Here is a 19,541-nt window from a genome sequence, read left to right on the forward strand (position 1 = left end):
GATAATTATCCACTTACAACTTTCTTTAATGGTTTAATTGCTGGTCTTTCGCCTTCCAGTTGTACTTTTCTAATATCAACTCTGATTAAAATAGAAATAACGAGGGCAACGACAAACAACCCAGCGAAATAGAGCAAGCTGCTTTCATAACTACCCGTCGTGTCTTTCATCCATGCGGCGAACATAGGACCCGCGAGACCTGCCGCCGACCAAGCGGTTAGTATATAACCATGGATTGCGCCAAGCTGTTTCGTTCCGAAAATGTCAGCAATATATGCAGGAATGGTTGAGAAACCACCGCCGTAGCACGTATAAATGACTGCGAGCATGATTTGAAATAGCAGTACATTTGTGGTGAAAGGCAAGAGCGCAAACAAAAAGATTTGGATAACAAAAAATATGGTATACGTGTTTTGTCTGCCGATATAGTCGGAAGTAGCCGCCCATCCAAGTCGCCCGGCTCCATTAAAGATCCCAAGGACTCCGACAAGCGCTGCAGCTTGTACAGTTGTCATGCCGATACTATCAATCGCAAGCGGCTTTGCTGCTGATAAAATACCGATGCCACATGTGACATTAATAAAAAGCATTAGCCATAAATAGTAAAAACGTTTTGTTTTCACTGCTTCATTCGCTGTCAATTGTGCCAAGTCTTGTTTTTGTTCCACTTTTCCAGCCTTCACTTTTTCAATAAATCCGGCAGGCGCCCAGCCAACCTCAGGTTTTTCAAGATATAAGGAGGATAAAATCATAATTAAAAAGTAAGATGCACCCAGTATATAAAATGTGTTTTTCAGTCCAACTGAAGTAATAAGCGCTTCCATAATCGGGCTACTAATGGCAGCGGCAAAACCGAATCCCATGATTGCAAGGCCGGTCGCGAGTCCACGCCGGTCCGGAAACCATTTTACAAGGGTAGATACTGGCGCAATATAGCCGACACCAAGTCCAATACCTCCCAGTACCCCATAAAATAAATAAAGCAACGGGAGCGAGGAAGCGCTTACAGCGAATCCGGCACCAATTACACCTGTCCCAAAACAAATGGCTGCTAAGATACCTGCTTTCCTCGGCCCATATTTTTCGACAAAATGACCGAGAAACGCTGCTGATAGACCCAAAAAAAGTATGGCTATACTAAATGTGAGTTGCACTTGACTAGTGGACCATCCGAACTGATCAATCAATGGATTAGTAAAGTTACTCCAGGCGTATACAGATCCGATAGAAATATGAATACCTACTGCGGATGCGGCAATCAACCACCTGTTCTTCGTTTTCCTACCCTTCAATACCTTTTCCCCCTTTACGCAAATATGAAATTAAACAGACAAAAGTCTGTAATTCCCAAAGTTCACTTCCAACTCCCAAAATCACTATTTAGTTAGCCTTGTATATACATGAAAATTGAATTGTTAGAAAAGACTAGATATTCCAGTCATACTAGCATCCTTTTTCCATTTTGTCACGAATGTTTTTTTTAGAGATGAAAGGAAGCATTATTTTCTTCGACAATGATCCGTTCCGGATGGGTATACAGGTTGAAGGAATTTTGCCGTATAAATCCGACGGTCGTAATTCCAAGTTCTTCTGCAAGTGTTAGGGCCAATTCAGTAGGCGCGGATTTTGACAGAACAATTTCACAGCCGATTTTTGCGACTTTCAATAAAATCTCCGATGAAATGCGGCCGCTGAAGACAATTACTTTGTCTCTGACTGGAATCGCATGTTTTAGACAATGTCCGTAAATTTTATCCAATGCATTATGTCTTCCAATATCCATCCTTGACAGAACAATGCCAGTAGCTGTGCAGAGCGCCGCATTATGGACACCCCCGGTTTGGTGGAACAAGCTTGCCGATTGATCCATCTGCCTCATTAAGAAGAAACAATCTTCTGGGGTAAGCACTATGTGAGTTCCCATCATTCTTTTTACAGACAAAGCATCGTTAGCGAACACAAATCCTTGTCGGCTCATACCGCAACAAGAGGTGATATAGCGTTTATTCAACAACTTTTCGTAAAAGGGATACATCTTGTCCGTTTTAATGTGCACAATACCCAATTCTTCTTGCACCACAATATCTTTAATATCTTTGTAATTTGGAATGACACCCTCAGACGCCAAAAAACCGACGACCATGTCTCCAATGTACTCGGGGGAGCAGACGATGGTTGCGAATTCTTGACCATTAATTTTGATGGTGACAGGATGTTCGACTACAATTTGATCTTCCTTTTTCTTGAAATGTCCGTTCGAATATCGAATAACAGTCCGTTTGTTATCTTGTTCCATCTGCCTTTCCTCCCTTGTTGTCAATTGGTCTGTCAAATAGGAAGACCGAAACAGCTATGTCATCACCGAGTTTTATATCTGAGAAAAGGTGGATAAATTTAGCGCCGACAAGTTCTTCCATTCCTTCTGGTGGCGCTTTTTGATAGACTTCCTGAATCATTCGAGTCCTCGCAGCATGGACCATTTCTTTACCTTCCGGTGTACTGGCGATAAAAGTTTCGGTAGGAGTCAAGTTTCCATAAAGTGTTGAGATAATCATATTGTCAACAAAAACCGTATGGATTCTTTCAGGCCCCTTTCCGAATAATTCTTTGCGTAGCTTTCTGATAATATCATTAAATTCATGTGTTTTTTTCAACATGGGGTTATTCCTCCTCTGTAAATAAAAGAAAATAGTTTAATAGGTGAATTATAGATTGTTTATTCCCGCAAATTCAAATATACTAGTATCTAAGAGGGCGTTATGGTATGAACTGCCATGGCGTTATCGAGAGTTAACAGTTAATATGGATTGGTAATTTAACAAGTCCTGTTAGAAGACTATTCCACTATGAAAGTGCACTTGTCAAGTCGGTGTATTTTTTCATGGTGGTTTTTTATTTATAAAAAGGAGGCGCATACATGCCAATCAAGATTAACGGTTCCAATTATGACTTCGTGGAAGGCAAAACAATACTTGAAGTGATTAATGACCATAAAATTTCTCATCCGCAAATTTGTTACTTACCTGAAGTGGACCCAATTGAGACATGTGACACATGCATCGTGGAAGTGGATGGTCGTTTACTGCGGGCTTGTTCAACGAAAGCAGTTTCTGGAATGAGTATAGCTCTTTCTTCGACTCGTGCTAAAGAAGCCCAGACCGAAGCTATGGACCGCATTCTTGAGAATCATCTGCTGTATTGTACAGTATGCGACAACAACAATGGTAACTGTAAAATACATAACACAGTGGATATGATGGAAATCGAACATCAAAAATATCCGTATGAACCAAAATGTACACAGGAAAGTGTTGATTTCACACACCCATTTTATCGTTACGATCCAAATCAATGTATCGCTTGCGGTCAGTGTGTAGAAGTATGCCAAAACCTGCAAGTCAATGAAACCTTGTCGATTGATTGGGAGAGAGATCGTCCAATTGTTCTGTGGGATGAGGGAGCGAAAATCAATGATTCTTCCTGTGTAGGTTGCGGCCATTGTGTTACTGTATGCCCATGTAATGCACTGATGGAAAAATCAATGCTTGGTGAAGCTGGATTCATGACCGGACTAAAAGAGGAAATCCTGACACCGATGATTAATCTTGTCAAAGACGTGGAGCCGGGATACAGCGGAATTATGGCCATATCAGATGCTGAATCGGCAATGCGTGATACGAGGACGAAAAAAACGAAATCCGTTTGTACATTCTGCGGCGTTGGCTGTTCTTTTGAAGTATGGACAAAAGACCGTAAAATTTTAAAAGTCCAGCCTGTTTCTGATGCGCCAGTCAATGCGATTTCGACGTGTATAAAAGGGAAATTCGGTTGGGATTTCGTTAACAGTGAAGAACGAATTACGACACCACTTATCCGGAAAGGTGATACTTTTGTTGAATCCTCTTGGGAGGAAGCACTTGACCTTGTCGCTCTGAAACTTGGGACAATCAAAAAGGAGTATGGTAAAGACGCTGTTGGAATCATTTCCTCTTCTAAGATTACGAATGAGGAGAATTACGTGATTCAAAAGCTAGCCCGTCAAGTATTTGAAACGAATAACGTCGACAACTGTTCTCGTTATTGCCAGTCCCCGGCAACGGATGGCTTGTTCCGAACAGTCGGAATGGGAGGGGACGCTGGAACGATTAAAGATATTGCTAAAGCCGGACTCGTGATTATTGTCGGAGCTAACCCAGCTGAAGGCCATCCTGTACTTGCAACTCGCATAAAGCGAGCTCATAAATTGCATGGGCAAAAGCTAATTGTCGCTGATTTGAGAAAAAATGAAATGGCTGACCGTTCCGATATCTTTATAAGTCCGAAGCAAGGAACTGATCAAGTATGGCTCATGGCAGTAACAAAATACATGTTTGATAGGGGTTGGCATGATCAGACGTTTATAGATGCCAACGTACATTACTTGGACGAATTCAAAGAAGTGCTTGAAAAATATACACTTGACTATGCTGAAGAAGTTTGTGGTGTTTCAAAGGATATGCTGATCAGGACGGCGGAAATGATTCGTGATGCTGACGGTACTTGTATTTTATGGGGAATGGGTGTCACGCAAAATACCGGCGGATCGGATACTTCCGCCGCGATATCCAATTTGTTGCTTGTAACGGGTAACTATCGTCGTCCCGGTGCAGGAGCCTATCCGCTCCGCGGGCATAATAACGTACAAGGCGCGTGTGATATGGGTTCGCTACCAGGATGGCTTCCCGGTTATCAGCACGTCACTGATAGCGAGGCGCGGCAGAAATTCGAAAAGGCATACGGTGTGAAAATCGCTGATAAACCTGGGCTTGATAATATTCAAATGCTTCATTCTGTTGACGATGGAATCATGAGAGCGATGTATGTTGTGGGTGAGGACATGGCGCTCGTCGATTCCAATGCGAACTACGTACATGATGTCTTGGCTAAACTAGACTTTCTCGTTGTACAGGATATTTTCTTTTCTAGAACAGCACAATATGCGGATGTCATTCTACCGGCGGTTCCCTCTCTTGAAAAGGATGGCACTTTTACAAATACGGAAAGACGCGTGCAACGGTTATACAAAGCACTCCCAGAATTAGGCGACGCACGGGCGGACTGGTGGATTGTACAGGAAATCGCTAACCGTCTCGGTGCAAGCTGGAACTATGGGCATCCGAGTGAAATTTTTGCGGAAATGGCAAGTCTTTCACCGTTATTCAGTCAAGCGAATTATAGCGTGATGGAAGATTGGAACAGCTTCTTATGGGGCAGTTTAGATGGTGCCAGCACACCGCTCCTGTATATGGATGGATTTAATTTCCCAGATAAGAAAGCACGCTTTGCTCTTTCTGACTGGGTCAAACCTGTAGAGTTTCCTGTAGAATATGATCTCCATATCAATAACGGTCGCTTACTTGAACATTTTCATGAAGGCAATATGACGAATAAATCGGACGGGATCCAGGAGAAAGTGCCGGAGGTTTTCGTAGAGGTTTCGTTGGAACTTGCGAAAGAACGCGGTGTGCTAAGCGGCTCAATTGTACGCCTAATATCTCCGTACGGAGCATTAAAGCTGCCAGCGCTCGTAACGGATCGAGTAAAGAAAAACGAGTTATTCTTACCGATGAACTCAGTAGAAAAAGATTCGGCTATTAACTTCTTGACCGGCCCGGCTGTCGATCAGCGCACGAATACACCTGCTTATAAACAGACGAAGGTACGAATGGAAGTGATTCGAAAAGCGGGTGAGAATCCATTACCAAAGTCTAACCATCGTAATAAAGAGCGCCACCCGCAAAATGGTGTAGAAGTGGAGCGGAAATGGGCGCGCCCTGGATATCTGCAACTTACTGAAGAGAAAGAAAGGTGATGTTCAATGGCAGTGCCGATTACTTCGATTAAGAAGAAGGAACTGACACAAGAAGAAATCAAACAGAAAAAACTGAAGGAACTGCAGTCATTGATTGCTGAGCAAGAACAGGCACTCAATAAAATACTGAAAATTACCGGTGAATTGGATGGCGCTGGAGTTTTCGACGCACTGAAAGCGATGATACAAGCTAAAAATGAAATCGCTAAAATTGCGGTAGACCAAGCGTCGCGCGACCCAGTGACCAATCTAATCAACCATGTATTAAATGCAACCAGTGTAATTTCATCCATTGATCCTGATGTTACCGGGAAACTTGCGAAGAGTGTCAAAAGCGGACTTCATGAAGCAGAACTTTATAGGGGCAATGAGCAAAGAGTAAGCATTTTTCAATTGATGACTGCTCTGAACGATCCTGATACAAACCGTGCTGTGAAGTTTGGATTAGATTTCCTGAAAGGAATGGGGAAAGAGTTAGGTGAGGAAAACTAGAAAATAATGTCCCTGGTTCTAAAATGAATCAAAATGGTTTTGGGAGAGGGTATATGTTCTGTTTATGATAAAAACCTCCGTCTACGGGGATAAGTCGTAGACGGAGGTTGGAGGATATGTTCCTCAGCGGAGTAATTCATATTGAAAAATGGTTCCTGTGATACCGGGACTCAACAAAAATAAAAATACTTGGCATTGATTTGAAGTCTGTGGCGAATCAATCTCTAGGGACAAATGTTTTACAATCCGTTTCTTCACTACTGGTTGCTTGTTTGCCCTTTTGACTGACTACGTAAATGGAGTTTGCCTTACATTTGTTTCCGGATCCCCAATACTTACAGTTATTCACTTCACAAAGAATTTCCTGAGCCATAGTAGCACACCTCCTTTTTATTAGGATGAACAGAAATGAGAGGAATGATACTTTTTATCTTTAGCAAGCATCTACTTACAGACCTTTTGTCCATTTTTATCCCGCGTATAAATGGAATCGTTGCTTAGGAGCAGAGTATGATGGATAATGTTAACTTAGCACGATTAACTGTAGGAGATGTTTATAAATGTCTATTAAAAGAAAAGTGGAAATGAAATTAGAGCAACAGAGGAATCAAAAAGAAAATCGGGGACGATTGTTAGTGAAGTGTCCGGATAAACCAGGAATTGTATCGACTTTGTCGACATTTTTACTTAATCACGATTCGAATATCATCGAATCAAGTCAGTATTCAAATGATCCCGAAAATGGCACCTTTTTTATTCGAATGGAGTTTCACTGTGAAAATCTGATGAAAAAGGCCGAGCAAATAGAAATAGATTTTGAGGCTATCGCCGCAACTCATTCGATGGATTACCATTTCGCTTATGAAAGTGAGCGAAAAAAAACAGCTATTTTTGTTTCAAAAGAACCACATTGTTTAATGGAGCTTTTGTGGGAATGGCAAAGCGGGGACCTTGACACAGATATAGTCGTAGTTATTAGTAACCATGAGGATGCACGGGAGTTGGTCGAATCTTTAGGGATTCCTTTCCATTATATTCCCGCCAATAAGGACATCCGAAAACAAGTAGAACAAGAACAGATTCGATTGATGGAAGAATATGATGTTGATTTATTGGTTTTAGCTCGTTATATGCAAATTCTTACGTCTGATTTTGTCAGCCGTTTTCAGCATCAAATCATCAATATTCATCACTCTTTCTTACCGGCATTTATTGGAGCCCGGCCATATGAGCGTGCATATGAACGCGGTGTGAAATTGATTGGTGCGACGTCCCATTATGTAACAAACGATCTTGATGAAGGCCCAATAATTGAACAAGATATCGAACGGGTGGGTCACCGTGATAACGTAACTGACTTGAAAAAAATCGGCAGCCGAATTGAGCGGCGTGTACTTGCAAAGGCCGTAAAGTGGCATCTTGAAAATCGCATTATTGTAGAAGATAACAAAACGATTGTGTTTCAGTAATAAGGACCAGTTACTAAATTAAACACGAATGATGGTAACCTCGTGTTTAGTGCGTAACTGGCCTTTTTTTTGTTCTGGAAATTATGAAAACTGAAAATGTCAATAAATTGTAACGCTGTGTACGCTTTTGTTCATTATAAATTTACTTCTACGTGCATTGAAAAGATGCGATTCTATCCAAGTCGATTCTCCAAGGAATCCATGCATAGCCATCCCATTTAAACCCCGTTGTCGTAATATAATCGATGTACGTTGGATGAAACCAAAAAGAAGTCCGGTTTACGAGCCGGAGATAGGTATCGTGATATAAACAACCCCGTAGCGCGCCTGGATCTATAGAAAATGATCCCGCTTGTTGTTTTGGCACCACAGATGGCGGTGGATTAGTCGGTGCAGCACCTTGTTTCGTCTGTTGGGTTTGTTCTTGGCTTTTTGGATAATGTGGCTGTCCAAAGGGTAATTCTGTGTTATTAGGATTATGCGGGACTGGAAATTGATCCTCAAACAAAATTGAGCGCCTCCTTTTTCGATATATTCTTAGTAGTATATGTAAGCATTGCATATTAGGAACTGCCCTATAAAGGCTTTTCGATTAATTTTCAAATGCTTCCAACCCTTCTGATTACTAACTTTGGTTAAGTTGTGCACAAATGATAAGATAGGAACCAAGAAGAAGTTAGAAGTTAGTGTGAAAAAAGTATCTGAAGCATTGGATTTTTTCCAAAACAAGAAAAATAATGGCTGATTTTTTTGAATGTAGTTCCGTATTTATGCGGAAATGAACATTGTCCTTTTGAATGGACTGCAGTATCCGAACAAAGCAGTAGATTAGTGAAGCGGGAAGACATATGTGATAAAATTAGTATAGAAATATTTAATTAGCGCAACTACTTAGATCTGAAATGATGTAAACTAGTTATATATAATAAGAAGGAGTTGGATTAACATGGTTGAAAAACAATTTACAGTTACAGATGCGAATGGAATTCATGCACGCCCCGCTTCAATATTAGTGAGTACAGCAAACAAGTTTCAATCCGAAATAAGTTTGGTCCACAACGAGAAAAATGTCAATTTAAAATCAATTTTGGGTGTAATGTCTCTAGGTATCGGACTAGGCGAAGAGTTTAAGATCAGAGCTGAAGGAACCGATGAACAGGATGCACTTGATGGTCTTGAAGAAGCGTTGAAAAACGGAGGTCTGACTAATTAATGAGCTTACTACATGGGATTTCTGCGTCAAACGGAATTGCGATAGCTAAAGCATATCGTTTTGTTGAACCAGATTTATCTTTTAGCAAAAAAACTGTTGAAGATATTCCAGAAGAAATTGCACGTTTTCATTCTGCTCTCTCTATCTCAAAGAGTGAGTTGGAAGTGATTCGTGATACTGCTGAAAAAGAACTTGGTACAGATGAAGCAGCAATCTTTAATGCTCATATATTAGTTTTAATTGACCCTGAGTTAGTTACAGCAATTGGAGATAAAATTAAGTCAGATAAAGTGAATGCTGAATATGCACTTAAAGAAACGACAGATATGTTTATAATGATGTTTGAGCAAATGGATAATGAATATATGAGGGAAAGAGCAGCAGACATTCGTGATGTTACGAAACGCGTGCTGTCTCACTTGCTAAATGTTGAAATTATCAACCCAAGTATGATTACTGAAGAAGTAGTTATTATTGCCGAAGATTTAACACCCTCAGACACTGCCCAGTTAAATCGTAAGTTTGTAAAAGGTTTTACAACAAATATCGGTGGGAAAACATCACATTCAGCGATTATGGCACGTACATTGGAAATTCCTGCAGTTGTTGGAACAAAGGAAGCAACGAAGTGTATCAAAGATGGTGATATTGTCATTGTTGATGGATTTAATGGACAGGTACATATTAACCCCACTTCAGAAGTCATTGCTACATATGAAAATGAACAAGTAAAGTTCGAGCAACAAAAGGCGGAATGGGCAAAGTTAGTGAATGAAAAAACAACTACCGCAGATAAACATCATGTTGAATTAGCCGCAAATATCGGCACCCCTGAAGACTTAGAGGGAGTCATTAATAATGGCGGGGAAGGGATTGGTCTATACAGAACCGAGTTTTTGTATATGGGCAGAAACCAGCTCCCAACCGAGGAAGAGCAATTTGAGGCTTATAAAAAAGTTCTACAAGGAATGTCAGATAAGCCGGTGGTTGTACGTACCCTTGATGTAGGCGGGGATAAAGAACTCCCTTATTTAAATCTCCCTAAAGAAATGAATCCATTCCTAGGTTTACGTGCAATTAGGTTGTGTCTACAAGAGCAGGCTATTTTCCGAACACAGTTAAGAGCACTTTTACGGGCAAGTGTATTTGGAAATCTGAAAATCATGTTCCCTATGATTGCTACTCTCGATGAATTCAGACAAGCGAAAGCCGTTTTAGAGGAAGAGAAACAAGAACTTCTAAACAATAATATAAATGTCGCGAATACTATTGAGGTCGGCATCATGGTGGAAATTCCTTCTACTGCAATTTTAGCGGATCAGTTTGCGAAAGAAGTTGACTTCTTTAGTATTGGAACAAACGATTTGATCCAATATACGATGGCTGCTGATCGTATGAATGAACATGTTGCCTATTTATATCAACCTTATAATCCGGCAATTCTTCGTTTAGTTAAAATGGTCATTGACGCTGCACATAATGAAGGGAAATGGACTGGAATGTGCGGGGAGATGGCTGGAGATGAGATTGCCATTCCTTTATTACTAGGTCTTGGTCTCGATGAATTCTCGATGAGTGCCACGTCAATTTTAAAGGCACGCGCACAACTCCTACAATTGAAGAAGTCCGATATGGTGGAGCTTGCAAATGAAGCACTTCAGATGGCGACTGCTGACGAAGTAGTCCGCGCGGTTAAGGCACGCAGTAACTTATAAATTTAAAAGAACAAACATAAAAAGCAACATCCCAGAACTTCGTCAATCGTTCAGGGATGTTGCCTTTATGCTATGTTTTGACATATTCTTTTCCCCGAAGCATTCCAACTACTTGTTCATACTACAACTCCGAAGTATCTCACTGGCAGATACTTGTTGATATTTCCTTGATAGTAGCCTCAGAACGAATTTAAGCTTAACCCATAAATAATGGGAAATTGAATACGATGTATAAACTGAGCGCACCCATTAAAAAATGTACGAACTAAATTTGATTAGGAAAACGATTTAATTCTGATATGGAGGAAATAAAATGACCAAAAAAATGATTATGTTTGATATTGACGGGACGCTACTTGATCATGAGAAAAAATTGCCTGTTTCTGCGAAGGAAGCTATTAAATCTTTAAAAGAAGTTGGACATGAAGTAGCCATTGCTACAGGACGGGCTCCATATTTCATTAATGATTTAAGAAAGGAATTAGAAATTGATTCCTTTGTTTGTTTTAATGGTCAATACGTTGAAATAGAAGGCGAAGTCATTTATAAGAATCCAATTGATAAAGAATTGTTAATGCAGTTATCGGACTTTTCTACTTCATATGATCATCCTCTTGTATATATGGGGGCTGAATTTATGAAATCCAATACGGGGTCTCATTCTGAAATAGAAGAATCCCTACGTTCCCTTTTTATTGATACAGCACAACTTGAAGTTGACGCTAATTACTATAACAATACAGAAATCTATCAAACACTGCTCTATTGCAAGGAGCATGAAGAATCTTCCTATCGGAGCAATTTAGGAAGCTTGAATTTTATTCGCTGGCATGAATTTTCGATGGATGTTCTGCCTCTTGGCGGTTCGAAAGCGAAGGGAATTGAAAAATTCATTGAAAAAAAAGGTTTTACGAAAGATCAAGTCTATGCTTTCGGTGATAATTTAAATGATATTGAAATGCTTCAATATGTCGGTTATGGAGTTGCAATGGGTAATGCACCCGAGGAAGTAAAAAAGATAGCAAGATATGTTACGAAAGATGTGAGCGAAAATGGCATTGCCTATGGTTTGGAAATGGTGGGATTATTACCATAACTGATTTTATCAATCTTCGCTTTTCACACTCGGTTAATTTGAAGATAGTAGACAAATACATAAATAAAAAATCAGCCATTCATATAATTGGCTGATTTTTTATTCCGCAGAATTAGTAGAACAACTCACACATTATGTAATCAGCAATAGTCACTAAATCAATAATCATGCCATTTTTTCAAAACAAATATTACTTGTTTTGGAGCATGGCTTCTTTTTATTTAATAAGAATGTTTGGTTTTCAAAGTTTCGGGGCAATACTTGTGGAAACAAATTATCGATGGCAGATTAGAACAAGCTATCGTATTTGGTATAAAGGAGGAGACATTTTGTTGAAACTTAAAATCTTTCTAGTAGCGACGCTTTTTGCATTTTCGACATATGCAGTAGCATCTGCATCAGTTCTTTCACATTCTCTTGATAGTGGTAATGGATTCGCGTATCTTCAATATCTTTCAGATGAGGCAGACATTCTTTTGGATGCATCAGAAGTAAGTAAGGTTCCATCTCAGGATGCTTTAGATATGGAAATGGTAGTAGAATATCCGCCTTTGGAAATAGCATCTGAACCTGAATCTGAACCAGAATCAGAACCAGATCAGTATACAGTGATTAAGGGAGATAATTTATATCGAATTGCACTTTCTCACAATATTTCTTTAGAGTCACTTACCAGTTTGAATGACTTGACGGATGATTTGATTTACCCAGGAGATGTATTAATTGTCAGTGGAAATGAAGAAGAAATCGGATCAGTTGAGACTGCCTCAGATACGATGGCGACTGTAATTGTGCCAAAGTCCTCGCCCCCGCCAGTAAGCGATGAAAAAGAGATGCTCGTTACAGCTACAGCTTATACAGCATACTGCACTGGCTGTTCAGGGACTACTGCTTATGGCATCGACCTGCGTTCAAATCCAAATCGAAAAGTAATAGCAGTAGATCCAAGAGTTATTCCGCTCGGTACAAAAGTATGGGTTGAAGGGTATGGAGAAGCGATTGCCGGTGATACAGGAGGAGCTATCAAAGGGAATAAAATTGATGTATTCATTCCTTCTCATGATAATGCAATGGAATGGGGCGTCAAAAAGGTAAAGCTTAAAGTCCTAAATTGATGAGGGGTGCCTGTGCAACAACATAGTCATGTTGTTGCACAGGCAAATTATAGTTAAGATAAACGGCTTTTAAAATCTTCATACCCAAATTGTTGAATGACTTTAACACCGTCTTTTACAGTATTAAGAACAATGGAAGGTAAGTTGACACCGTTAAATGTATTGTTTTTAACCATTGAATAGTGAGCCATATCGCAAAATACGAGTTTATCACCGGGAGTTAATGGCTGATCAAATGAATAATCGCCAATAACATCACCGGCAAGACATGTAGGCCCGCCGAATCTATATGTGTAAGCTTTTTCGTCCGGCATTCCTGCTCCAATGATTTCAGGTCGATAGGGCATTTCTAATACATCAGGCATATGACATGCTGCCGAGGTATCTAAAATGGCAATTGGCATTCCGTTATGGAGGGTGTCTAAAACAGTAGCTACAAGATAGCCGGTATTCAATGCTACAGCTTCACCAGGTTCCAAGTACACTTGAACACCATATTTCTCCTTTATAAACAGTATCGAACGGATAAGTGTTTCGATATCATAATCGGGTCTTGTAATATGATGCCCGCCGCCGAAGTTGATCCATTTCATATTTTTAATGTATTTCCCGAATTTCTCATCGACGACTTGCACAGTACGTTCTAATGTATCCGAGTTTTGTTCACACATTGTATGGAAATGTAATCCATCGATCCCTTCAAGTTGATCCTCTTCAAAATTCTCTAGCGTAACACCAAATCTAGAATGTAAAAAGCATGGATTATACATATCAACTTCGATTTCGGAGTACTCCGGATTAATACGAAGTCCAACTTCCATTTGTTTCGGATGGTTGTTAACTTTGTCTTTGAATTGATTGTATTGTTGAAAAGAATTAAAGACAATGTGATCTGAATAAGAAAGAATCTCATCAAACTCAGTTTCAGAAAATGCAGGGGCATAGGTGTGAACTTCCTTGCCCATTTCTTCATAACCCAGTCTCGCCTCATGTACAGAACTGGATGTTACACCATTCAAATATTCTCCGACTAAAGGATATACAGAGAACATAGAAAAACCTTTTTGTGCGAGGAGAATCTTACAGCCCGTCCGATCAACAACAGACTTCAGTTTCTCCAAGTTTTTTATAAGCAGCCCTTCATCCACTACATAACAGGGCGAGGGGAGTTCATTTAAATCAATGTTCAATTTCTGGTCCTCCTCAGTCAATCAATTCAGGATTAAAGCTTTCTTGCCACGGTAGACCATATTCGTTGAGTGCTTCCATGAATGGATCTGGATTGAATTCTTCGATATTATGCACGCCAGGGTTCTTCCATTTACCTGTCATAACAAGCATCGCACCAATCATTGCAGGTACACCGGTTGTATAAGAAATCGCTTGTGAACCAACTTCTGCATAGCATTCTTGATGGTCACAAACATTGTAGATATAATAAGTTTTCTCTTCGCCGTCTTTAATACCTTGGAAGATACAACCGATATTCGTTTTTCCTTTTGTTCTAGGTCCAAGCGAAGCCGGATCCGGTAGAACGGCTTTTAAGAATTGTAGGGGAGCGATTTCTTTTCCTTCGAAAAGAATCGGCTCAATAGATGTCATGCCAACGTTTTCAAGTACTTTTAGGTGGTTCAAATAATTCTCTGAGAACGTCATCCAGAAACGAATTTTTTTGATACCTGTTATATTAAGTGCAAGAGATTCCAATTCCTCATGATGTAACAAATAAACATCTTTTGGACCGATTTCAGGAAGATTATAGACACGTTTAATGGATAATGGTTCAGTTTCGATGAACTCTCCATTTTCAAAATAGCTTCCGTTTGCTGTGATTTCACGGATGTTAATTTCAGGATTGAAGTTGGTTGCGAACGGATAACCATGATCACCAGCATTTGCATCCACAATGTCGATCGTATGAATTTCATCGAAGTGATGTTTTAGTGCATGGGCAGAGAATACACCAGTTACACCCGGGTCAAAGCCGCTTCCAAGTAGGGCAGTGATGCCTGCTTTTTCAAAACGTTCTCTATACGCCCATTGCCAGCTGTATTCGAACTTAGCTTCATCAAGAGGCTCGTAGTTTGCTGTATCGACATAGTCAACGCCAGTAGCAAGACATGCATCCATAATCGTTAAATCCTGATAAGGCAATGCAACATTAATGACGATATCTGGTTGGAATTTAGTAATAAGTTCAACCAGTTCTTCCACATTATCAGCATCTACTTGAGCCGTTTGAATTTTAGTACGACCTCCGTCTAATTTTTCTTTTAAAGCATCACATTTAGATACTGTACGACTTGCGATACAGATTTCTTCGAATACGTCAGGAACCTGACAACATTTATGAACAACTACTCCTGCAACTCCGCCTGCACCAATAATTAAAGCTTTTCCCATAATGAACACCCGCCTATAATATAGTTTTTTGTTAAATCAAGATTTCCTACTCATACGCTTCGGCTACCGGCGTCCAGTTACTGATACAATTCACGTCCTTCGAATTGTGACAGCAAGTGGCACTGAAAGGCGCCTTCGCTTAGTTGGTATATGAAGCCAAACCCTTACCTCTGTGCCAGTTATTGGCACAGAATTCAAATGGCCAACAGCAATTCGCGTAAAACTTTACATGCAACGGCTGTAGAAACGCCGCTTTGATCGTAAATTGGAGACAGCTCGTTTACATCACAAGCGACAATATTGAGGCCGCTTACTGTTAACATGGCACTCAGTAATTCCATAAAGCTGACACCGCCGGCTTCAGGTGTACCTGTTCCAGGAAATACAGAAGGGTCCAGTACATCCAAATCAATGGTTAAGTAAACTGGTTTTCCTTTTAGTTTTTCAACGACTTCATTTAATCCATTAAAGTTAAACTTATTTGTAAATACATGGTCCTTACCCCATTGGAATTCACTACGGTCTCCGGAACGGATACCGAATTGGAAGATTTTATCGTCCCCAAGCAGGTCCCATACTCTGTGAATGACAGTGGCATGAGATAGAGTTTCACCGAGGTAATCCTCACGTAAATCTGCATGTGCATCAAATTGGATTACATGAAGGTCAGGATATATTTTGGCAACAGCACGCATTGCACCGAGTGTCACTAGATGTTCGCCGCCAATCATGCAAGGAATCTTGCCGTCTTCCAAAATTTCAGTTGTAAAATCTTCAATTTGCCCTAAAGCTCTTGACGTATTCCCAAAACTCAATTCTAAATCGCCACCATCAAATACAGCGATATCTTCTAAATCTTTATCCTGATAGGGGCTGTATGTTTCAATACCAAATGATTCACCGCGCATTGCTTTACTGGCAAAGCGTGTACCAGGACGAAAAGAAGTCGTAGAGTCAAAGGGAGCCCCGAAAATAACGATTTTCGATTCTTCGTACTCATTGTCACAGCCAATAAACGTTTCCACATTTCTATTCAACATCTTTTAATTGCTCCTTTACATAGTTTGGAAGTGCAAACGAGCCGACATGAATATCCGTATTGTAATACTTCGTTTTCAACTCAAGTTCGTTCCATGCTGTTGCATTCAAATCTTGAATAGGGTCAAACTTCTTAGACGCAAAACCAAATAGCCAGTGACCAGATGGGTAAGTCGGCATATGGAATTGATACACATTACAAACAGGGAAGAACCCTACAATTTTCTGGTGTGCTTTCCTCATGCCGAGAGCATCTTCAGCGTAAAACGGACTTTCATGCTGATTCACGAGAATACCGTCTTCTTTCAGCGCTTTATAGCAGTTCCCATAAAATTCTTTTGTAAATAGACCTTCGCCTGGGCCGAATGGATCTGTCGAGTCCACAATGACCAAGTCATAGTCGTTCTCGATTCTACGAATAAACTTTAGCCCATCTTCAAAATATAAAGTCACCCTCGGATCATCCAATTTTGAAGCTGTCTGCGGCAAATATTCTTTGCAGACATCGACAACCAGTTCATCAATTTCAACCATGTCGATTACCTCAATAGTAGGATACTTAGTCAGCTCACGGATTGTACCGCCATCTCCTGCGCCAATGACCAATACTTTTTTTATCTTCGGATTTGTAGCCATTGCTACATGTGTAATCATCTCATGATAAATAAATTCATCTTTTTCAGTCAACATCACGAGTCCATCGAGAGTAAGAATACGGCCAAACTCTGATGTTTGTAAAATATCGATTTTTTGAAAAGCACTTTTGCCCGTGTAAAGGTGCTCTTCCACTTTTAGTGAAAAACGGACATTTGGTGAATGATTTTCTGTATACCATAAATTCATTCCGCGAACTCCTTCAACACATTAATATTTTCGATATTGCTATCTTCAGTCCCCGTTAAGAAGCAGCCTTTATCCTTTGAGTACTGAATGAAATCTAAAATCTCATGTGTAATCCGTTCACCGGGTGCAAGAATAGGGATGCCCGGGGGATAACACATGACAAATTCACTCGAAATATGACCAGCACTTTCCGAAATAGGCATGTTCTGCTTGGAGGCGTAAAATGCTTTTTGAGGCGTTAAAGCCACTTGCGGACTGATGTACTCATGGATGTATATACGACTCTTATCTTTTGCATATCGGCGTTTGATTTCGGCCAACGCTGCAACTAAACGTTCGAGATCTAGATGTCTATCACCGACAGAGATATAAGCAAGGATATTGCCAATGTCTCCAAATTCGATTTGAATATCATATTCATCACGGAGAATATCGTAGACTTCAATACCTGCCAAGCCAATTTCACGCGTATCTACAGATAGTTTTGTCACGTCAAAGTCAAAAATCGTATCTCCGTTAAGCAGCTCTTTTGAATAGGCATAATACCCGTCAATTTTGTTTATTTCATTTCTTGTGTATTGTGCCATCTCTGCCACTTTCCGGAAGATTTCTTTCCCATTTAGCGCTAAATTTCTTCGTGAAATATCTAAAGAGGAAAGCAACAAATAGGAACCGCTTGTCGTTTGAGTCAGGTTGATAATTTGCCGCGTATAACCGAGGCTCACATCATTATTTATCAAAAGAAAAGAGCTTTGAGTCAATGAACCACCAGATTTGTGCATGCTGACAGATGCCATATCAGCGCCTACTGACATAGCTGTAGCGGGAAGATCTTCACCAAAATAGAAATGGGTACCATGCGCTTCATCGACTAGCACAAGCATATTATGTTGATGTGCTAAATTTGTTAGAGCCTGTAGATTTGAACAAATCCCGTAATAAGTAGGATTGTTAATGAGAATCGCTTTAGCATCAAGGTTCTCTAAAATGGTTTGTTCAACATCTTTTAGGGACATCCCTAAAGGAATGCCAAGTTCGCTATGCACGCCGGGATTCACGTATACCGGAACCGCGCCGCTAATGATAAGCGCATTAATGGCGCTGCGATGTACGTTACGGGGCATAATAATTTTATCCCCAGCTTTACACGCGGTCATGATCATTGCTTGCACTGCAGAAGTAGTTCCATTGACCATGAAAAATGCATGCTTTGCTCCAAATGCCTGAGCGGCCAATTCCTCAGACTCTTTAATGACGGAAACAGGGTGGCAGAGATTATCTAATGGTTTCATGGAATTGACATCCATTGACAGACATTGTTCTCCTAAAAATGCGGCTAATTCAGGATTTCCTCTCCCGCGTTTATGGCCGGGAACATCGAAAGGGACGACACGCATTGATTTATATCGGTTAAGTGCCTCCATAATAGGGGCTTTTTGTTGCAAATGATCTGTCATTTCCTCACCACTCATTCATAATCAATATTGGAACCGTTAAAAATTTCTGACATCTCTTTGCGTAACATGTTGGTAATTTTGAGTCTCTCTTTGTGAGGGAGCTCAGAAACGTCCGTATTGAAAAGATAGTTTTGTAAGTTTATGTCTTTAATTTGTAGTTTTGTATGAAAAATATTAGATTGGTGTACGTTTATATCCTTCGAATCGTATTTCAGCAATGTGTTACTGTCGATATAATCCTGAATCGAATTCATTGAATGATCCATGAATAATTTTTTTCCTTCTATATTACGTGTAAACCCACGTACTCGATAATCAGTTGTAATGATATCTGAATCAAAACTTCCAATTAAGTAATCAAGTGCATTCAACGGGGAAATTTTGCCACACGTTGAAACGTCGATGTCGACTCGAAAGGTAGCGATAGAATTATCCGGATGATATTCCGGATACGTGTGAACCGTAACATGACTCTTATCCAAGTGACCTACGACTGTTTTACGCGTCCCGAAAATACTATGTTCTCCTTGATTACACGATTCATCAATCAGTGCGACAGGGAATGCTTCCTCGGAAATAAGAATTGTAACACTTGCACCTTGTGGATCGTAATCCTGTTTACTGACATTCAAGACATGTGCCCCGATAATTTCTGTCACTTCGTACAGAATACTGGTTAACCTATCGGAATTATATTGCTCATCAATGTAGGCAATATATTCACTTTGCTCTCGCTCACTTTTCGCATAGCAAACATCATAGATGTTGAAGCTAAGAGTCTTTGTGAGGTTGTTAAAGCCGTAAAGCTTCAGCTTATTATCCAACCCTACCATCACGCCTTTCATATAA

18 protein-coding genes are annotated in these 19,541 nt (G+C 40.1%); 7 read left to right on the forward strand and 11 right to left on the reverse strand.

Annotated elements, in window-relative coordinates; genetic code table 11:
• Window positions 1-5: 5 nt before the first annotated feature.
• The 3 genes from MKZ11_RS15760 to MKZ11_RS15770 all read right to left on the reverse strand — a co-directional run bounded on the left by MKZ11_RS15760 (window position 6) and on the right by MKZ11_RS15770 (window position 2,657).
• Window positions 6-1,292, reverse strand: coding sequence for an L-lactate MFS transporter (locus MKZ11_RS15760; protein WP_340795336.1), 1,287 nt, complete (start codon window positions 1,290-1,292; stop codon window positions 6-8).
• 188 nt (window positions 1,293-1,480) lie between these two features.
• Window positions 1,481-2,296: a formate dehydrogenase accessory sulfurtransferase FdhD gene (gene fdhD / locus MKZ11_RS15765; RefSeq protein WP_340795337.1), complete on the reverse strand. Its 816-nt coding sequence runs from the start codon at window positions 2,294-2,296 to the stop codon at window positions 1,481-1,483.
• Window positions 2,283-2,657 (reverse strand): DUF2294 domain-containing protein, encoded by a 375-nt coding sequence (locus MKZ11_RS15770; RefSeq protein ID WP_340795338.1) that lies wholly within the window; start codon window positions 2,655-2,657, stop codon window positions 2,283-2,285. The genes fdhD and MKZ11_RS15770 overlap by 14 nt, the downstream gene beginning before the upstream one ends.
• A 260-nt stretch (window positions 2,658-2,917) precedes the next feature.
• Here MKZ11_RS15770 and fdhF point away from each other — a divergent pair, with 260 nt between their 5' ends.
• Together fdhF and MKZ11_RS15780 are read left to right on the forward strand one after the other, a co-directional pair.
• A complete protein-coding gene (fdhF, locus tag MKZ11_RS15775) occupies window positions 2,918-5,851 on the forward strand; it encodes a formate dehydrogenase subunit alpha (RefSeq protein WP_340795339.1) in 2,934 nt (977 codons plus the stop codon).
• 6 nt (window positions 5,852-5,857) lie between these two features.
• Window positions 5,858-6,343, forward strand: a complete 486-nt coding sequence (locus tag MKZ11_RS15780) for a DUF1641 domain-containing protein (RefSeq protein WP_340795340.1) — start codon at window positions 5,858-5,860, stop codon at window positions 6,341-6,343.
• Window positions 6,344-6,560: 217 nt separating this feature from the next.
• Here MKZ11_RS15780 and MKZ11_RS15785 read toward each other — a convergent pair whose 3' ends face one another.
• The gene (locus tag MKZ11_RS15785) at window positions 6,561-6,716 is read right to left on the reverse strand and encodes a DUF1540 domain-containing protein (RefSeq protein WP_340795341.1); all 156 of its coding nucleotides are present in this window, start codon (window positions 6,714-6,716) and stop codon (window positions 6,561-6,563) included.
• 193 nt (window positions 6,717-6,909) lie between these two features.
• Between MKZ11_RS15785 and purU the strand changes: the two genes are divergently transcribed.
• Entirely contained in the window at window positions 6,910-7,812 is a 903-nt protein-coding gene (gene purU, locus MKZ11_RS15790; RefSeq protein ID WP_445327052.1) for a formyltetrahydrofolate deformylase, read from the forward strand.
• A 148-nt stretch (window positions 7,813-7,960) separates the two neighbouring features.
• On the opposite strand, the gene MKZ11_RS15795 is transcribed toward purU, so the two are convergent.
• Complete coding sequence (locus tag MKZ11_RS15795; RefSeq protein ID WP_340795343.1) at window positions 7,961-8,320, reverse strand: collagen-like protein; 360 nt, start codon at window positions 8,318-8,320, stop codon at window positions 7,961-7,963.
• A gap of 438 nt (window positions 8,321-8,758) precedes the next feature.
• Between MKZ11_RS15795 and MKZ11_RS15800 the strand changes: the two genes are divergently transcribed.
• From MKZ11_RS15800 to MKZ11_RS15815, 4 genes are all read left to right on the forward strand, one after another.
• Window positions 8,759-9,025, forward strand: a complete 267-nt coding sequence (locus MKZ11_RS15800; protein ID WP_340795344.1) for a phosphocarrier protein HPr — start codon at window positions 8,759-8,761, stop codon at window positions 9,023-9,025.
• Window positions 9,025-10,740 (forward strand): phosphoenolpyruvate--protein phosphotransferase, encoded by a 1,716-nt coding sequence (ptsP, locus tag MKZ11_RS15805; RefSeq protein WP_340795345.1) that lies wholly within the window; start codon window positions 9,025-9,027, stop codon window positions 10,738-10,740. Before MKZ11_RS15800 ends, ptsP begins: the two co-directional genes overlap by 1 nt.
• A 313-nt stretch (window positions 10,741-11,053) precedes the next feature.
• Window positions 11,054-11,836 (forward strand): Cof-type HAD-IIB family hydrolase, encoded by a 783-nt coding sequence (locus MKZ11_RS15810; protein ID WP_340795346.1) that lies wholly within the window; start codon window positions 11,054-11,056, stop codon window positions 11,834-11,836.
• A 329-nt stretch (window positions 11,837-12,165) separates the two neighbouring features.
• Window positions 12,166-12,951: a 3D domain-containing protein gene (locus MKZ11_RS15815; RefSeq protein WP_340795347.1), complete on the forward strand. Its 786-nt coding sequence runs from the start codon at window positions 12,166-12,168 to the stop codon at window positions 12,949-12,951.
• 53 nt (window positions 12,952-13,004) lie between these two features.
• Here the strand turns inward: MKZ11_RS15815 and nspC are convergent, their stop codons facing one another.
• From nspC to speD, 6 genes are all read right to left on the reverse strand, one after another.
• A complete protein-coding gene (gene nspC, locus MKZ11_RS15820; protein WP_340795348.1) occupies window positions 13,005-14,141 on the reverse strand; it encodes a carboxynorspermidine decarboxylase in 1,137 nt (378 codons plus the stop codon).
• Window positions 14,142-14,154: 13 nt separating this feature from the next.
• Window positions 14,155-15,354 (reverse strand): saccharopine dehydrogenase family protein, encoded by a 1,200-nt coding sequence (locus MKZ11_RS15825; protein ID WP_340795349.1) that lies wholly within the window; start codon window positions 15,352-15,354, stop codon window positions 14,155-14,157.
• Between the two features lie 194 nt (window positions 15,355-15,548).
• A complete protein-coding gene (gene speB / locus MKZ11_RS15830) occupies window positions 15,549-16,394 on the reverse strand; it encodes an agmatinase (RefSeq protein ID WP_340795350.1) in 846 nt (281 codons plus the stop codon).
• The gene (speE, locus tag MKZ11_RS15835; RefSeq protein WP_340795351.1) at window positions 16,384-17,235 is read right to left on the reverse strand and encodes a polyamine aminopropyltransferase; all 852 of its coding nucleotides are present in this window, start codon (window positions 17,233-17,235) and stop codon (window positions 16,384-16,386) included. The genes speB and speE overlap by 11 nt, the downstream gene beginning before the upstream one ends.
• Window positions 17,232-18,692: an aminotransferase class I/II-fold pyridoxal phosphate-dependent enzyme gene (locus MKZ11_RS15840; RefSeq protein ID WP_340795352.1), complete on the reverse strand. Its 1,461-nt coding sequence runs from the start codon at window positions 18,690-18,692 to the stop codon at window positions 17,232-17,234. The genes speE and MKZ11_RS15840 overlap by 4 nt, the downstream gene beginning before the upstream one ends.
• An 11-nt stretch (window positions 18,693-18,703) precedes the next feature.
• The gene (gene speD, locus MKZ11_RS15845) at window positions 18,704-19,537 is read right to left on the reverse strand and encodes an adenosylmethionine decarboxylase (protein WP_340797022.1); all 834 of its coding nucleotides are present in this window, start codon (window positions 19,535-19,537) and stop codon (window positions 18,704-18,706) included.
• Between the last annotated feature and the right edge of the window lie 4 nt (window positions 19,538-19,541).

The organism is Sporosarcina sp. FSL K6-1508 (assembly GCF_038007465.1).
Taxonomy (GTDB): Bacteria; Bacillota; Bacilli; order Bacillales_A; family Planococcaceae; genus Sporosarcina; species Sporosarcina psychrophila_B.

Coding starts and splice junctions, on each gene's coding strand:
- MKZ11_RS15825 (WP_340795349.1), bottom strand. CDS start 15,354: ATGGGAAAAGCTTTAATTATTGGTGCAGGCGGAGTTGCAGGAGTAGTT.
- speE (WP_340795351.1), bottom strand. CDS start 17,235: ATGAATTTATGGTATACAGAAAATCATTCACCAAATGTCCGTTTTTCA.
- MKZ11_RS15840 (WP_340795352.1), bottom strand. CDS start 18,692: ATGACAGATCATTTGCAACAAAAAGCCCCTATTATGGAGGCACTTAAC.
- MKZ11_RS15800 (WP_340795344.1), top strand. CDS start 8,759: ATGGTTGAAAAACAATTTACAGTTACAGATGCGAATGGAATTCATGCA.
- speB (WP_340795350.1), bottom strand. CDS start 16,394: ATGTTGAATAGAAATGTGGAAACGTTTATTGGCTGTGACAATGAGTAC.
- MKZ11_RS15785 (WP_340795341.1), bottom strand. CDS start 6,716: ATGGCTCAGGAAATTCTTTGTGAAGTGAATAACTGTAAGTATTGGGGA.
- fdhF (WP_340795339.1), top strand. CDS start 2,918: ATGCCAATCAAGATTAACGGTTCCAATTATGACTTCGTGGAAGGCAAA.
- speD (WP_340797022.1), bottom strand. CDS start 19,537: ATGAAAGGCGTGATGGTAGGGTTGGATAATAAGCTGAAGCTTTACGGC.
- ptsP (WP_340795345.1), top strand. CDS start 9,025: ATGAGCTTACTACATGGGATTTCTGCGTCAAACGGAATTGCGATAGCT.
- MKZ11_RS15810 (WP_340795346.1), top strand. CDS start 11,054: ATGACCAAAAAAATGATTATGTTTGATATTGACGGGACGCTACTTGAT.
- MKZ11_RS15780 (WP_340795340.1), top strand. CDS start 5,858: ATGGCAGTGCCGATTACTTCGATTAAGAAGAAGGAACTGACACAAGAA.
- fdhD (WP_340795337.1), bottom strand. CDS start 2,296: ATGGAACAAGATAACAAACGGACTGTTATTCGATATTCGAACGGACAT.
- MKZ11_RS15770 (WP_340795338.1), bottom strand. CDS start 2,657: ATGTTGAAAAAAACACATGAATTTAATGATATTATCAGAAAGCTACGC.